This is a genomic window from Pseudomonas sp. 20-5, assembly GCF_056782835.1.
Genome location: NZ_CM165584.1, coordinates 4,299,198 through 4,314,394, shown reverse-complemented (window position 1 = coordinate 4,314,394; position 15,197 = coordinate 4,299,198). Strand labels below are relative to the sequence as shown.

Annotated in this window: 13 protein-coding genes; 7 read left to right on the top strand and 6 right to left on the bottom strand. The window is 66.9% G+C overall.

Translation table 11 applies throughout. The features are described 5' to 3' along the window. Positions 1 to 491: 491 nt before the first annotated feature. The 3 genes from AC1RB9_RS19815 (at position 492) to AC1RB9_RS19805 (ending at position 3,431) form a co-directional block, all read left to right on the top strand. The gene (locus AC1RB9_RS19815) at positions 492 to 1,202 is read left to right on the top strand and encodes a winged helix-turn-helix domain-containing protein (protein WP_003082360.1); all 711 of its coding nucleotides are present in this window, start codon (positions 492 to 494) and stop codon (positions 1,200 to 1,202) included. An 83-nt stretch (positions 1,203 to 1,285) separates the two neighbouring features. Further along, complete coding sequence (locus AC1RB9_RS19810) at positions 1,286 to 2,902, top strand: ATP-binding protein (protein WP_003449089.1); 1,617 nt, start codon at positions 1,286 to 1,288, stop codon at positions 2,900 to 2,902. Between the two features lie 319 nt (positions 2,903 to 3,221). Next, positions 3,222 to 3,431: a cold-shock protein gene (locus AC1RB9_RS19805; RefSeq protein ID WP_003082372.1), complete on the top strand. Its 210-nt coding sequence runs from the start codon at positions 3,222 to 3,224 to the stop codon at positions 3,429 to 3,431. 105 nt (positions 3,432 to 3,536) lie between these two features. Here AC1RB9_RS19805 and AC1RB9_RS19800 read toward each other — a convergent pair whose 3' ends face one another. The 4 genes from AC1RB9_RS19800 to ndvB all read right to left on the bottom strand — a co-directional run bounded on the left by AC1RB9_RS19800 (position 3,537) and on the right by ndvB (position 8,616). Beyond that, positions 3,537 to 3,920, bottom strand: coding sequence for a hypothetical protein (locus tag AC1RB9_RS19800; RefSeq protein ID WP_003082373.1), 384 nt, complete (start codon positions 3,918 to 3,920; stop codon positions 3,537 to 3,539). Positions 3,921 to 3,937: 17 nt separating this feature from the next. Continuing rightward, a complete protein-coding gene (locus AC1RB9_RS19795) occupies positions 3,938 to 4,741 on the bottom strand; it encodes a putative RNA methyltransferase (protein WP_003101808.1) in 804 nt (267 codons plus the stop codon). After that, complete coding sequence (gene dapE, locus AC1RB9_RS19790) at positions 4,741 to 5,892, bottom strand: succinyl-diaminopimelate desuccinylase (RefSeq protein ID WP_003082377.1); 1,152 nt, start codon at positions 5,890 to 5,892, stop codon at positions 4,741 to 4,743. The genes AC1RB9_RS19795 and dapE overlap by 1 nt, the downstream gene beginning before the upstream one ends. A 114-nt stretch (positions 5,893 to 6,006) precedes the next feature. Then, positions 6,007 to 8,616, bottom strand: a complete 2,610-nt coding sequence (gene ndvB, locus AC1RB9_RS19785) for a glycosyltransferase NdvB (RefSeq protein ID WP_003449096.1) — start codon at positions 8,614 to 8,616, stop codon at positions 6,007 to 6,009. 211 nt (positions 8,617 to 8,827) lie between these two features. Here ndvB and tcdA point away from each other — a divergent pair, with 211 nt between their 5' ends. Then, positions 8,828 to 9,640, top strand: coding sequence for a tRNA cyclic N6-threonylcarbamoyladenosine(37) synthase TcdA (tcdA, locus tag AC1RB9_RS19780; RefSeq protein WP_003086553.1), 813 nt, complete (start codon positions 8,828 to 8,830; stop codon positions 9,638 to 9,640). Here the strand turns inward: tcdA and AC1RB9_RS19775 are convergent, their stop codons facing one another. Both AC1RB9_RS19775 and AC1RB9_RS19770 read right to left on the bottom strand, forming a co-directional pair. Next, positions 9,641 to 10,369, bottom strand: a complete 729-nt coding sequence (locus AC1RB9_RS19775) for a 4'-phosphopantetheinyl transferase family protein (RefSeq protein ID WP_003449100.1) — start codon at positions 10,367 to 10,369, stop codon at positions 9,641 to 9,643. A 227-nt stretch (positions 10,370 to 10,596) separates the two neighbouring features. Continuing rightward, on the bottom strand, positions 10,597 to 11,385 hold the full coding sequence (locus AC1RB9_RS19770; RefSeq protein ID WP_003449103.1) for a dienelactone hydrolase family protein: 789 nt from the start codon (positions 11,383 to 11,385) through the stop codon (positions 10,597 to 10,599). Positions 11,386 to 11,560: 175 nt separating this feature from the next. Between AC1RB9_RS19770 and AC1RB9_RS19765 the strand changes: the two genes are divergently transcribed. The 3 genes from AC1RB9_RS19765 to loxA all read left to right on the top strand — a co-directional run bounded on the left by AC1RB9_RS19765 (position 11,561) and on the right by loxA (position 15,187). Further along, on the top strand, positions 11,561 to 12,232 hold the full coding sequence (locus AC1RB9_RS19765; RefSeq protein WP_003082396.1) for a polysaccharide lyase family 7 protein: 672 nt from the start codon (positions 11,561 to 11,563) through the stop codon (positions 12,230 to 12,232). A gap of 499 nt (positions 12,233 to 12,731) precedes the next feature. After that, entirely contained in the window at positions 12,732 to 13,052 is a 321-nt protein-coding gene (locus AC1RB9_RS19760; protein ID WP_003082401.1) for a hypothetical protein, read from the top strand. A gap of 77 nt (positions 13,053 to 13,129) precedes the next feature. Next, positions 13,130 to 15,187, top strand: coding sequence for a lipoxygenase LoxA (loxA, locus tag AC1RB9_RS19755; protein WP_003082403.1), 2,058 nt, complete (start codon positions 13,130 to 13,132; stop codon positions 15,185 to 15,187). Positions 15,188 to 15,197: the final 10 nt, after the last annotated feature.

The window sequence follows — 15,197 nt, the reverse complement described above, 5'->3', positions numbered from 1 at the left end:
TCCAACGTCATGAAGGGCTCCTTGCGGTGAGCGCCGTCGATGCTTTCAGTACGTCTGGAAAATGCTTTTTTGCGGAGCCGCCGGAGCCATCAGAGTGGTCCGTGCGCGGTTGGTTCCGTTGTAGCCGTTCGTGCGCTCGAAACCCAAGATATAGGGGGTGGCGACGATGGGGATACAAGATAATGCGCTAATGGGGTGTTTGCAAGGTGACAGTCTGGGGGAAACCTGTGGATAAAGTGTGGGTCTTCTGTGCGTGAGTCCTAGGAAGCGTCCGTAGGCCGCGGCAGCGCTGGAGAATGCCATTCGTCGCCCTCGGAAAGCACCGGCGCAGACCTACTCCCCAACCTTTCGGGGCGCGCACCCTACCCACAATATGTAGTGTTTGCAAGATGTTCCTCGCGTGCTGCCGCGCGGCCCCCGTATTGGCTACAATGCGGGCCGCTCTGAGGGGGCCGCACGGCGGCTCCGGGACCGCGATACGAGGAGGCTGTGTGGAGCAAGAAGCCTGGCGCATCCTGATCGTCGAGGACGATCGACGCCTGGCCGAGCTGACCCGGGAATACCTGGAAGGCAACGGCCTGAAGGTCGACATCGAAGCCAACGGCGCACTGGCGGCGGCGCGTATCCTCGCCGAACGCCCGGACCTGGTGGTGCTCGACCTGATGCTGCCGGGCGAGGACGGCCTGTCCATCTGCCGCCAGGTGCGCCCGCAGTTCGACGGTCCGATCCTGATGCTCACCGCGCGCACCGACGATATGGACGAGGTACTCGGCCTGGAGATGGGCGCCGACGACTACGTGTGCAAGCCGGTGCGCCCGCGTGTGCTGCTGGCGCGCATCCGTGCCCTGTTGCGGCGCAGCGAGGCGCCGGAAGCGGGCGCCCCGGCGGCGGACAGCAAACGCCTGGCGTTCGGTCGCCTGGTGATCGACAACGCGATGCGCGAGGCCTGGCTGGACGGGACCACCATCGAGCTGACCAGCGCCGAATTCGACCTGCTCTGGCTGCTGGCGGCGAACGCCGGGCGCATTCTCTCCCGCGAGGAGATCTTCAACGCCCTGCGCGGCATCGAGTACGACGGCCAGGACCGCTCCATCGACGTGCGCATCTCGCGGATCCGCCCGAAGATCGGCGACGACCCGATGCACCCGCGGCTGATCAAGACCGTACGCAGCAAGGGCTACCTGTTCGTCGGCGAGGGCTGAGGCGCTTTTTTCCTGCGGGCCGGGGCGCGGGCGTCCCGGTCGGCCAGAATCAACAGCAGCGGACAGCGGCCGGGGGCTCGCCGATGAAATCCATCTTCCTGCGCATCTATGGCGGCATGCTCCTGGCCCTGCTGCTGGTCAGCGGCCTGGGCCTGCTCGGCCTGCACTGGATCAACGAGGTGCGCGGCGAGCACTACCGCGAGGAGCTGGCGCGCGGCACCTTCCGCCTGATGGCCGACAACCTGCAACCGATGACCGCCACCGAGCGCAAGCGCGCCCTGGCGCAGTGGAGCCGCTTGCTGGGTATTCCCCTGCAACTGCACGGGCTGGATGAGCTGCGGATGGACGGACGCAGCCGCGCGCGCCTGATGAACGGCCAGGTGCTGGTGAAGCAGACCGCCGAGCACGCCGTCACCGTCTATACCCAGGCCAGCGCCGCCGAGAACCTGGTGCTCAGCGGCGAGGTGCAGCAGGTCAGCGAGCAACTGGCGCGGGCCACGGTGTACCTGCTGATGGACGAACTGGTGCGCTACCCGGCCAGCGAACAGCCTTACCACCTTGCGCGGATCGTCCGCGACAAGCGCTTCGGCTTCCCGGTGCACCTGCTCCAGGTCAAGGAGCTGGACCTCGACGACGACCAGCGCCGGCGGGTGGTGGAGGGCGACACGGTGATGGCGCTGGGCAAGGACGGCGACTCGATCCGCATCTTCGCCGGCATCCTCGACACGCCCTGGGTGCTGGAGCTGGGCCCGCTGTTCCAGATGAACCCCTATCCGCCGCAGCTGCTGTTGCTGCTCGGCGCGCTGTGCCTGAGCTTCATCGGCCTGATCACCTACCTGCTGGTGCGTCGTCTGGAGCAGCGCCTGCGCAGCCTGGAGGCGGCCGCCACGCGGATCGCCCGCGGCAGCCTGGATACTCGCGTCGAGGTGCGCGGAGGCGACTCGGTGGGACGCCTGGGCGCGGCCTTCAACCATATGGCCGAGCACATCCACCGGCTGCTGACGGTGCAGCGCGAGATGGTTCGCGCGGTGTCCCACGAGCTGCGCACGCCGGTGGCGCGGTTGCGCTTCGGCCTGGAGATGATCGAGACCGCCGAGACCGACGGCGCCCGCCTGAAGTATCTGGAGGGCATGGATAACGATATCCAGGACCTCGACAAGCTGGTCGACGAGATGCTCACCTACGCGCGCCTGGAACAGGGCTCGCCGCCGCTGACCTACCAGCGCCTGGAGCTGGGCGTGCTGGTGCGCCAGGTGGTGGAGGAGATCGCTCCGCTGCGCCGCGAGGTGCTGGTCAGTTGCGAGGAGGGCGCGCTGGTGCCTGAGGAGCTGGGCAGTTGGATCGAGGCCGAGCCGCGCTACCTGCATCGGGCCTTGCAGAACCTGCTGACCAATGCGCTGCGGCATGCCGATCGTCGGGTCAGGATCAGCTACCGGGTCAGCCTGGAGCGTTGCCGGGTGGATGTCGAGGACGACGGGCCGGGGGTGCCGGAGGCGCAATGGGAGCGGCTCTTTACGCCATTCCTACGCCTGGACGATAGCCGGACCCGTGCTTCCGGCGGGCATGGCCTGGGACTGTCCATCGTCCGGCGGATCGTCTACTGGCATGGCGGCCGGGCTTCCATCGGCCGCAGCGAGACTCTGGGCGGCGCCTGCTTCACCCTGGCCTGGCCGCGCAAGGCGGGTCTGCGCGACCGCTGAAAAGCCGACGGAAATATGGCGGCTAGCTATCTGCAAGTGCATGCGCAGACGTATTCCAGGCGTAGCGAAAACATATCGAAAGGCCAGTCCCGCCGGGCGTGGCGAGTATTCCGCCAGGGGCTAAAAAAGTCCTTTTCAGTTGGACTCGTTTGTTTATACTCCGGGACGCGGTGGCTAGTGGAACGCCATTCGAAATGCCCGCTCCAACGGCATTTTGCCGGGGTCGGATAACAAGAACAGCGTTGCGCAGCCGAACCGTCGAAGTCTTCCCGGATTGGGAAGGCCACTTATAAAAAATTGCAAGTTGGAGAGTGTGGTAATGGCTGATCGTGAGGTCGGAACCGTCAAGTGGTTCAATGACGCCAAAGGTTATGGATTCATTCAACGCGATAGCGGTCCGGACGTATTCGTTCACTACCGCGCCATCCGCGGCGAGGGTCACCGCTCCCTGGTGGAAGGCCAGAAAGTGGAATTCTCGGTGATCCAGGGCCAGAAAGGCCTGCAAGCGGAAGACGTCTCCAAGGTCTGATTCCCGCAAGCAAAAGCCCGTCGCGAGACGGGCTTTTGTCATCCAGCGCATCCACCCCGCCAGGCCCCCGTTGGGTGGCCCCTCGCAGCGCGGGGTTTTCGTCGTTCAGGCGGTGCGCCAGGTAATTTCCTCGACGCCCCCGGCGTCGACCCGCAGCCAGCGGTCGGCGTCCTCTTCGCCCTGGTTTTCCTCCCAGCCGCCCGGCGCGCAGCGGATCTCCACGCCGAGCGCGGCATGCGCGGCCCTGGCGCAGGCGAGGTCGTCGTCCCAGGGCGTGCTGTCGCTCTCCAAGAACAGGCTGTGCCACTTGCCCACCGCCTTCGGCAGCCAGGTGACGCGCACCGCGCCGTGCTCGCCGCGGGCGGTGCACTTGAGGGTCTGGCCGTGCTCCTGCCATGGGCCGCAGGGCCCCAGCGCCTGTTCCAGCCAGGCGGCGACGGCCGCGTGCTCGGCGTCTTTCAGGTAGATCTCGATATCCGGTTGGCGCATGGGGTCCTCGGGGACGGTCAGTCGCGTTGCAGCCAATCGTAGCGCACCGCCACGCTGACTTCGAAGGGTTCGGCCAGGATTCGCGCGCGGCGCTCGGGGTTGACCCGCCAGCCGTGCGGGGTCATGGCCAGGAGGTTTTCCCGCGCGTCGTAGCTGTCCAGCGCCAGGCGGAACTCGAGGGTCTCGGTGTGGCGCAGGCGCAGTTGCGCGGGCAGGCCGGCGAGGTGCTTGTCGTCGGCGTAGTCGCGCACGTCGTCATAGAGCCGCTGGCGCAGTTCCAGCAGGTGCGCGCTGGCCGGGCCCAGGCGCAGTACGCCGCCGCCGGGGGCGAGGACGCGCACGGCTTCGTTCCAGTCGATCGGGCTGAACACGCTGGCGATCAGCTCGCAACTGGCGTCGGCCAGCGGCAGCCGGGCCATGCTCGCCACCAGCCAGGACAACTGCGGCGCGCGGCGGCAGGCGCGTTTCACTGCCTCGCGGGAGATGTCCAGGGCATAGCCTTCGGCGCCGGCCAGGGCTTCGCCGAGCCGGGCGCTGTAGTAGCCCTCGCCGCAGCCGATATCCAGCCAGCGTCGCGGCGCGCGTTCGGCGGCCAGTTCGGCCAGGCGCCGGGCTAGCGGCGCGTAGTGGCCGGCGCCGAGGAACTGGCGACGGGCCTCGACCATGGCGGCGTTGTCGCCCGGATCGAGGCTTTTCTTGTGCTGCACCGGCAGCAGGTTCAGGTAGCCCTGGCGGGCGCGGTCGAAGCGGTGCCCGGCGGGGCAGGCGACGCCGTTGTCGACCTCGCCCAGGGCGGCGGAGCAGAGCGGGCAGATCAGCATCAGGCGAGCAGCCTCACCAGGGTCTGGTAGTAGATTTCGGTGAGCAGTTCCAGGTCGCTGGCCAGGACCCGCTCGTTGACCTGGTGGATGGTGGCGTTGACCGGGCCGAGTTCGACCACCTGGGTGCCCATGGTGGCGATGAAGCGTCCGTCGGAGGTGCCGCCGCTGGTCGAGGGCTGGGTCTCGCGACCGGTGACCGCCCTGATGCTGGCGGCCACCGCATCGAGCAGTTCGCCCGGCTCGGTGAGGAACGGCAGGCCGGACAGCGCCCATTCGACGTGCCAGTCCAGGCCGTGCTTGTCGAGGATCGCCTCGACGCGTTTCTGCAGGCCTTCGACGGTGGATTCGGTGGAGAAGCGGAAGTTGAACAGCGCGGTCAGTTCGCCGGGGATGACGTTGGTGGCGCCGGTGCCGGAGTTCAGGTTGGAAACCTGGAAGCTGGTCGGCGGGAAGAAGGCATTGCCGTCGTCCCAGTGTTCCGCCGCCAGTTCGGCCAGCGCCGGGGCGGCCAGGTGGATCGGGTTCTTCGCCAGGTGCGGGTAGGCCACATGGCCCTGTACGCCGCGGATGGTCAGCTTGGCGCCGAGGGAGCCGCGGCGGCCGTTCTTCACCACGTCGCCGACCAGGCTGGTGCTCGACGGTTCGCCGACGATGCACCAGTCCAGGCGCTCGCCGCGTGCGGCGAGGCGTTCGACCACCGCCTTGGTGCCGTGGTGGGCCGGGCCTTCCTCGTCGCTGGTGATGAGGAAGGCGATGGCACCCTTGTGCTCCGGGTGGTCGGCGACGAAGCGCTCGACGGCGACGATCATCGACGCCAGGCTGCCTTTCATGTCCGCCGCGCCGCGCCCGCAGAGCATGCCCTGGTCGTCGATCAGGGCGTCGAAGGGTTGGTGCTGCCAGGCCTGCAGCGGGCCGGTGGGGACCACGTCGGTGTGCCCGGCGAAGCACAGCACCGGGCCGTCGCCGCCGCGCCGTGCCCAGAAGTTGTCCACCTCCTCGATGCGCATCGGCTCCAGGGCGAAGCCGGCGGCTTCCAGGCGGCGCATCATCAGGGCCTGGCAGTCGGCGTCGAGGGGCGTGACGGAGGGGCGGCGGATCAACTCGCAGGCGAGTTCGAGGGTCGGCGAGAGACTCGGCGAAGAGGCGGTCATGGGGAGTGCATCCTGAGCGGGTCGAGCGGAAAGGGGGAATCTTAAAGCATAAACGCGGGCGAAGGGACGCCGTTTAGGCGAGCGGAGCCGGCTGTCCCGACGCCTCGCTCGACCTCAACCGCCGATCCGCTCGGCGCCGCCGGCCAGTTCCTCGCGCGGTTTCGGCAGCGACGAGAGCAGGGCCATGACCAGCGCCGCCAGGTAGGGCAGCGATTGCACCAGGAGCATGGCGACCCAGATCAGCAGGTCGCGGCTCGGCACGCCCTGAACCGCCACGATGCCGGCCGCCGCGCCCCACAGCAGGAGCATCACGAAGACTTCCTCGCGGGCCTCCGCCAGGGCCACCAGCAGGCCGTGGCTGGAGCGCATCTTCGGCGTGCGGAAGAACGGGATGCCGCGGGTGACGAAGCCGTACAGCACCGCCTTGGCAATGGTGTGCGAGAGCGACAGGCCGGCGAGGGCGGCGAAGAACGAGTCGCGCAGGTCGACGCCGACGGTGCGCCGGTAGAGGAAGAGGATCTTGCCGACCTTGAAGACGAACAGGGCCAGCGGCAGGATCGCGAAGATCAGCAGCGGCGGGTCGACGCGCTTGGGCACGATGATCATCGCCGCCGACCAGAGCAGCGCGCCGAGGGTGAAGAAGATGTTCAGGCCGTCGGCGATCCACGGCAGCCAGCCGGCCACGAAGTGGTAGCGCTGGCCGCGGGTCAGGCGGCTGCCGTCGGGACCGCGGCCGCGCAGCAGGGCGTCGGTATGCCGCTTCATGATCTGGATCGCGCCGTAGGCCCAGCGGAAGCGCTGCTTCTTGAAGTCGATGAAGGTATCGGGCATCACCCCCTTGCCGTAGCTGCGCTCGAAGTAGGCGGCCGACAGGCCCTTCTCGAACACCCGCAGGCCCAGCTCGGCGTCCTCGGTGATGCACCATTCCGGCCATCTCAGCTCGTCCAGCACGCTGCGCCGGATCATGGTCATGGTGCCGTGCTCGATGATCGCGTCGCGGTCGTTGCGGGTGACCATGCCGATGTGGAAGAAGCCCTTGTACTCGGCGTAGCAGAGCCGCTTGAAGGCGCTCTCGTGCTGGTCGCGGTAGTCTTGCGGCGACTGCACCACGGCGATCCGCGGGTCGCCGAAGTGCGGCACCATGTGCCTGAGCCAGTCGGGGTCGACGCAGTAGTCGGCATCGATCACCGCGACCACCTCGACGTCCGCCGCCACGTGGCCCAGGGCGAAGTTCAGCGCGCCGGCCTTGAAGCCTTCCAGCGGGGCGACGTGGAAGAAGCGGAAGCGCTCGCCCAGGCGCGCGCAGTGCGCCTCGACCGGCTGCCAGACGGCCGGGTCGCGGGTGTTGTTGTCGATCACCAGGACTTCGTAGTCCGGGTAGTCGAGGCGGGCAAGGGCGTCGAGGGTCTGCTTCAGCAGTTCCGGCGGCTCGTTGTAGCAGGGCACGTGGATCGACACCTTGGGCCGATAGGCCTGCGCGGCGGTGATCGGCAGGAATGGCCGGCGCCGCTTGCGCGTCCAGACCGCCTCGGCCAGCTCGTGGGCCTCGGTGAACAGCACGATGACCACCCCCAGCGCGCCGACGCCCAGCAACGCGCCGACGGTCAGGCTGAACCAGGTGCTGTACTGCTGGCTGTAGTCGTAGGCGATCCACACCAGCACCGAGGCGCAGGCGAACGAGACCACGGCGAGGAAGGTCCTCCCGCGCTGGCGCAGCGAGGAACTGTCGATCAGCAGCAGGGTGAAGGCGAGTACCGCGAGTACCGCCGAGGCGATGGCCAGGGCGCGCCACTTGGGAATCGGCACCACCGGCCCGGTGAAGTTGAACTTGGCCTTGCGGTCGGCGTTGTAGACGCCCCAGTAGGCGCCCACCGAGCCTTCGGCGCTGACCTTCCAGGGCTGGTCGAAGGCTTCGATGACGAAGTAGCTGTAGCCTTCGCCGTTGAGCGCGTTGGTCAGGCGCCGCAGGTAGATGGCCTGGTCCGCGGGTGTCGCCTCGGCGCTGCCGCGCATGCGCCCGTTGCTCGGCCAGCCGACCTCGGCGAGCAGCAGCGGCTTCCTCGGGAAGGCGGCCTTGAGTTCGCGCGCGCGTTCGAGCACGAAGTCCACCGCGTCGGCCACCGGCGTAGCCTCCCAGTAGGGCAGGACGTGGGCGGCGATCAGGTCGACGTGTTGCGCCAGTTCCGGGTATTCGCGGTAGACGTGCCACTGTTCGGCGGTGGTCACCGGAACCTTGACCGCCGCGCGGACCCGGTCGAGGTAGGCGATCAACTGTTCCGCCGTCACCTCGCGGCGGAACAGCGCCTCGTTGCCGACTATCACTCGCACCACGCTCGGCGACTCGTTGGCGATGCGGATGGCGCGGGCGATCTCGGCCTCGTTGCTGGCCAGGTCCGGGCCGAGCCAGATGCCCAGGCTGACGCGCAGGCCGAACGCCTCGGCCAGCGCCGGGATGTCGCCGAGCGCGCCCTGGACCGAATAGGTGCGGATGCTGTGGGTGTGCCGGGCGACCAGTTCCAGGTCGGTGCGCATCTGTTCGGCGCTGGGGTAGCGGCCGCTCTGCGGGTTCTGGTTGAGGCGGAACGGCGAGAAGGAGAGGCCGGAGATGCGTTCCGGCCAGTCCGGTACGCTGACCGGACGGTTGTACAGGGCCCAGATGCCGGTGAAGAGGGCGGCCAGGGCGACGATGACCACCAGGTTGAGCCCGATCTTGCGTGAAGACATAGAGATGAAACCAGGTTCCGGATGTTTCGCTGAACACGGGGCGGCGCATGCTACCCCGCACCCCCCGGGGTGTACAGGCGCCGGGCCGGCGGGTCTGTTGCAAGTCTAGTCCGGCCTGCGCGACGAGCCGCAAGAACGCAGGCGACGCGGCGGCCGCGGCTTTTTATAATGCGCGCGGCAATCCGCGATTCGGTTTCAGAGGTGGTTGGTGATGCAGGTGGATGAACAGCGCTTCGGCGGTATCGGCCGGTTGTACGGTCGCGAGGGGCTGCAACGCCTGGCCGATAGCCACGTCGCGGTGGTCGGCATCGGCGGGGTCGGTTCCTGGGCGGCGGAAGCGCTGGCCCGCAGCGGCGTCGGCGAGATTTCCCTGTTCGACCTCGACGATGTCTGCGTGACCAACACCAACCGCCAGGTGCATGCCATCGAAGGCTCGGTGGGCAAGGCCAAGGTCGAGGTGATGGCGGCGCGCATCCGGGCCATCAACCCGGCCTGCCGGGTCCACGCGGTGGCCGATTTCGTCACCCGCGAGACCATGGCCGAGTACATCGTCGACTTCGACTACCTGATCGACTGCATCGATAGCGTGGCCGCCAAGGCCGCGCTGATCGCCTGGTGCAAGCGGCGCAAGATCCCGGTGATCACCACCGGCGGCGCCGGTGGCCAGGTCGACCCGACGCAGATCCAGGTCGCCGACCTGAACAAGACCTTCAACGACCCGCTGGCGGCCAAGGTGCGTTCCACCCTGCGCCGCGACTACAACTTCTCGCGCACGCCGGGGCGCACCTACAGCGTGCCCTGCGTGTTCTCCAGCGAACAACTGCGCTACCCGAAGCCGGACGGCACGGTGTGCCAGTCGAAGAGTTTCGTCGGCGAAGGGGTGAAGCTGGACTGCGCCGGCGGCTTCGGCGCGGTGATGATGGTCACCGCCACCTTCGGCATGGTCGCCGCCGCCCGCGCCGTCGAGCGCCTGGCGGAAGGCCGCGCGCTGCGGCCGTCGCGGCGCACGCCGGGGAACGCCTGATCAGGCGCCGACCGCCACCAGGCTGAGCAGGCGTTCGTCGAGCACGGCGAACTGGGCGTCCAGCTCGCTGCCGTGGCGCCACTCCGGCGACAGGTCGGTGAGCAGGCGCAGCCGGGCCTGGCCGTCGGCGCGCCATTCCAGCAGTTCCGCATGTTCGAAATAGAAGCGCTTGCCCACCAGCGGATAGAGCGCCTTGAACAGGCTTTCCTTCAGCGAGAACGCCAGGGTCACCAGCAGGCCGGTGCGTCGCTCCAGGTCGTCGGCGAAGCGCAGGCGCTCGCCTTCGGTGAGTATCTCGCCATGCAGGTAGCGCGCCCGTTCGGCTTCGAGCAGGGTTTCCACGTCCAGGCCGAGCCCGCGCCAGTCACCGCGCGCCGCCACCAGGGCGGCGGCCCAGCGGTCGCCATGGGTGATCGAGCCGCTGATCGCGGCCGGCCAGACCGGTGCGCGGTCCTCGCCGACGGCCGGCGTCTGGGCGCGGCCATCGAGGGCGAACAGGGCGGCGCGTGCGCAGAGGCGCCCGGCGAGAAACTCGGCCTGGCGCTTGGCCACCGCGCGGAGGATGTTCGCCGGCGGCTGGATGCCGGCCAGGGCGAAGTCGCCGGGTTGCAGCAGCGCCGGGTCGAAGCGGGTGCTGCGCAGTTGCACGCCGGGCAGCGCGACGGGCAGCGGCCAGTGGTCGTCCAGCGGGGTGCAGAAGGAGGGGAGACGGTCGTTCATCGCGCGCATTGTGCCGGTTCCCGACGTGGCCCACCAGTCACGCGGCGCTTACACAAGATTGCAAAAGCGCAACAAAGGAAAACGGACCGCGAGGCCCGGTTTTGACAGACTGCGCCGCGCATTCCTGTGGAATGCAGGTGAGGTTGTTTGTTGATGACGGGATACTGTCCTGTCTCGACCTTTCAAGACGGGAGTCCCTCCGGGGACTCCCGTTTTTTTATGCGTCGGCGCAGGGTTCAACCCTGCCCGAAGATGTCCTTGAGGAACGCCTGCAGGTCTGCCCAGGAGCGCTGGTCGGCCTGGCGGTCGTAGCCGATGTCCAGGCCGTGGCCTTTGTGCGCGTCGGCGTCGGGGTTGGTGAAGCCGTGTTTGGCGTCGTCCTGGATCACCACCCGGTAGTCGGCGCCGGCGGCGTTCAGTTCCTGTTTCAGGGCGTCGAGGTCCTTGGCCGGGACCAGGCTGTCGGCGCTGCCGTGCTCCACCAGGATCTTGGCCTTGACGCTGCCCTTGCTGGCCGGGGTGGCGGTGCCGAGGGCGCCGTGGAAGCTCGCCACGCCGGCCAGCGGCAGGCCCTGGCGGGCCATGTCGAGGACGATCTTGCCGCCGAAGCAGTAGCCGATCGCGGCGATCTGGCTGGGATCGGTCTGCGGTTGCCGCTTCAGCAGTTCCAGGCCGGCGAGGAAGCGCGCCTTGGCGGCGTCGGCATCCCGGGCCGCGGCCTGCATGAAGGCCATCGCGTCCTGCGGGTGCTCGGTGTGCTTGCCTTCGCCGTACATGTCGATGGCCAGGGCGCTGTAGCCGAGTTCGGCGAGGTCGCGGGCGCGGCGTTTGGCATAGTCGTTGAGCCCCCACCATTCGTGGACCACGATGACCCCAGGGCGGATCCCCGGCTTGCTGTCGTCGTAGGCGAAATAGCCGACCATGCGCGTGCCGTCGGCGCTCCGGTAAGGCATCTCGCGGGTCTGGATAGCGGCCTGGGCGCTGGCGGCGCAGGCGATGAGCAGCAGGGCGCAGAACAGGCGCATGGCATCTCTCCGTGAAAGGGTCCCCGATCAAGATAGACGCTTGTGCGCGGGACGCGGGGAAAACCCTCGGTGCCGGCCTTGCGCCGCTCAAACGCGGGCCATTCGGCCAGGCAAAGCGTGCGCCGCTCATCTACCCTATGGGCGAGTCCCTTCCCCTCGCTAGGACACCGTCTGGATGCCTGACCTGAGTACCTGGAACCTGACCATTCCCCAGGGCCGCCCGGCCATCACCATCTCCACCAGCCAATTGCAGCGCGACTACCGCAGCGACTATTTCCAGCGCACCGCCGACGGCATTCGCTTCTGGGTGCCGGTGAACGGCAGCCACACGCGCAACAGCGAGTTTCCGCGCAGCGAGTTGCGCGAGACCCTGTCCAGCGGCAGGCCCTATAACTGGCGTTACGCCAGGGCCGACAACTGGCTGGAGGCGACCCTGCGCATCGAGGCGGTGCCCTCGACCCGGCGCATGATCATCGGCCAGATCCACAGCGATGGCAGCAATAGCGGCCAGGCCGCGCCGCTGGTGAAGCTGCTCTACCAGTTGCGGCTCGACCAGGGGCGGGTCCAGGCGCTGGTCCGCGAGCGGCCGGACGACGGCGGGACCAGAGCCTACACACTGATGGACGGGATTCCTCTCGGCCAGTCATTCAGCTACCGCATCGGCGTGTCTCGCAGCGGATTGCTCAGCGTGTCGGTGAATGGTAGCGCCCTGGAGCAGCAACTGGACCCGCAGTGGGCCTACCAGGGCCTTTATTTCAAGGCCGGACTCTACCTGCAGGACAACCGCGGACCGTCCAGCGAGGGCGGGCGGGCGACATTCAGCGAGCTGCGCGTTAGCCATCAATGAGCGGTCGAGGCGTCTGCGCCGCGGACTTCGCGTTGTCGTGGCGCTTCGCAACTGCCAGATCTGGCAGGCGCGGAAGAAGGAAAACCTGGCTCGGAAAAAAATATCCGTATTTTTCCAAGGGGAAATAGGCCGCGCGATCTGGCGATTCTGGTACTTCAGTACAGGGAGCCGCCTTGGCGTATCGCCCCGAATAAATGTGACGTTTTGCGCAGCGCCCTTCCGGGTTTGCACGATTGGTATAGCCCTGGCTGGATGAAATTCACTCTTGCCGCTGGCCAGCGTAGTTCTTTGCAAGTCAAAAGTTCGCCGTCAATAATTATTGTGGATAACTATTGTTCCAGGCTTTTCCTGTCAACTGTGCGAAGCGTCAGCTTATTGCCGGTTTTTCCTCTCGCTATTGCTTTCTCCACGTTCCGAAGAAGTTCGGGCGTACAGGTTTCTTTGCTGTTTTCAGCGAGAACCATTCGTTTCAACAATTCGAATATGTGGAGATTCAGAAATGAAAAATCAGGTGAATGCCCTGGCGGTTCTAAGTGTGGGTGAAATCGAACAAGTTTCTGGCGCCGGGACTTTCCTGGGCGATGCCATCATCAACGGCGTCTACGCGGCCAACTCCTTCCTGAACTCGCCGCTGTTCTCCAGCATCGGCAACGCGGCCAGCGCCATCGGCCTCAACCGTACCCACGAGCTGGTCGACCTGCTGGCCTTCCAGGTGCCTTCGGTGGCGGCGATCACCGTCGGCAAGATTCTCGGCGGGACCGACAACCACAATGTTCCGTTGCATTACAACAAGGAAAGCGGCGAAGGGCTTTACAGCTGATCGCAACCTGTTGAAAGAGCGATTCGATGCTCAGGCATCGAGTCGTTCCTGGTTAATGCATTGATGGAGTCGATGATATGAAACGCAGGAGTGTGCTCTTGTCGGGTGTCGCCCTGAGTGGAACCGCACTGGCCAATGACTCGATATTCTTTTCACCCTTGAAATACCTCGGGGCGGAACAACAGCGATCTATCGATGCCTCGCGAAGTTTGCTGGACAACCTGATTCCGCCGAGTTTGCCGCAATATGACAACCTGGCCGGAAAGTTGGCGCGGCGTGCGGTATTGACCAGCAAGAAACTGGTATATGTCTGGACCGAGAACTTCGCCAATGTCAAAGGCGTGCCGATGGCCCGCTCGGTGCCGCTGGGCGAGTTGCCGAATGTCGACTGGCTGTTGAAGACCGCTGGGGTGATCGTCGAGCTGATCGTCAATTTCGTCGCCTCGTTGCCGGCGTCGGCCGCCGCGCAGTTCGAGCGGATCGCCGCCGGGCTCAGCGGTGACCTGGAGGCGGCGCGCCAGGTCCACGAGGCGTTGCTGGAGGAGGCGAAGAACGATCCGGCCGCGGCCGGCAGCCTGCTGCTGCGCTTCACGGAGTTGCAGACGCGGGTGATCGCCTTACTGACGCGGGTCGGCCTGCTGGTCGACGATATTCTCAAGAGCGCCAGCAACCTGGTTACCCAGGGGGGGCAGGGCGACGGCCTGAATCGCTTCCGCGCGGTGTTCGGCACCCTGCGCCTGCCGGAGGTCGCCGACAGCTTCCGTGACGACGAAGCGTTCGCCTACTGGCGGGTGGCCGGGCCTAATCCGCTGCTGATCCGTCGCGTCGATGCGCTGCCGGCCAACTTTCCGCTGGGCGAGGAGCAGTTCCGCCGGGTGATGGGCGCCGACGACAGCTTGCTGGAGGCCGCCGCCAGCCGCCGCCTGTATCTGCTGGACTACGCCGAGCTGGGCAAGCTGGCGCCGTCGGGAGCGGTGGACAAACTGCTCACCGGGACGGGCTTCGCCTATGCGCCGATCGCCCTGTTCGCCCTTGGCAAGGATCGGGCGAGGCTATTGCCGGTGGCCATCCAGTGCGGTCAGGACCCCGCTACCCATCCGATGTTCGTGCGTCCCGCCGAGTCGGAGAGTGATCTGTACTGGGGTTGGCAGATGGCCAAGACGGTGGTCCAGGTCGCCGAGGAGAACTACCACGAGATGTTCGTCCACCTGGCCCAGACCCACCTGGTGAGCGAGGCGTTCTGCCTGGCCACCCAGCGCACCCTGGCGCCCAGCCATCCGCTGCACGTCCTGCTCGCCCCGCACTTCGAGGGCACCCTGTTCATCAACGAGGGGGCGGCGCGGATCCTGTTGCCCAGCGCGGGCTTCATCGACGTGATGTTCGCCGCGCCGATCCAGGACACCCAGGCCACCGCCGGCGGCAATCGGCTGGGTTTCGACTTCTACCGCGGCATGTTGCCGGAGAGCCTGAAGGCGCGGAACGTCGACGACCCGCTGGCGCTACCGGACTACCCCTATCGCGACGACGGCCTGCTGGTATGGAATGCCATCCGCCAGTGGGCGGCCGACTACGTGGCGGTGTACTACGCCAGCGACGGCGACGTCACCGCTGACGTCGAACTGGCGGCCTGGGTCGGCGAAGTGATCGGCAGCGGCAAGGTGGCCGGGTTCCGCCCGATCACCGGTCGCAGCCAACTGGTCGAGGTGCTGACCATGGTGATCTTCACTGCCTCCGCGCAGCATGCGGCGGTCAATTTTCCCCAGCCTTCGATGATGACCTACGCACCAGCCATCTGTGCCATGAGCGCGGCGCCGGCACCGGACTCGCCAAGCGGCAAGAGCGAGGCCGATTGGTTGAAGATGATGCCGCCGACCCTGGTGGCGCTGGAGAAGGTGAACATCTATCACCTGCTCGGTTCGGTCTACCACGGTCGCCTGGGCGACTACCGGCAGACCGGGTTCCCCTACGCGCCGGTGTTTTCGGACAGGCGGGTGACCGCCAGCGGCGGCCCGCTGGAGCGCTTCCAGGCACGCCTGAAGGAGGTCGAGGCGACCATTCGCACGCGCAACCAGGCGCGCCGCAGGCCCTACGAGTACCTGTTGCCGAGCCGGATCCCGGCGAGCACCAATATCTGAGCCGGAGAAA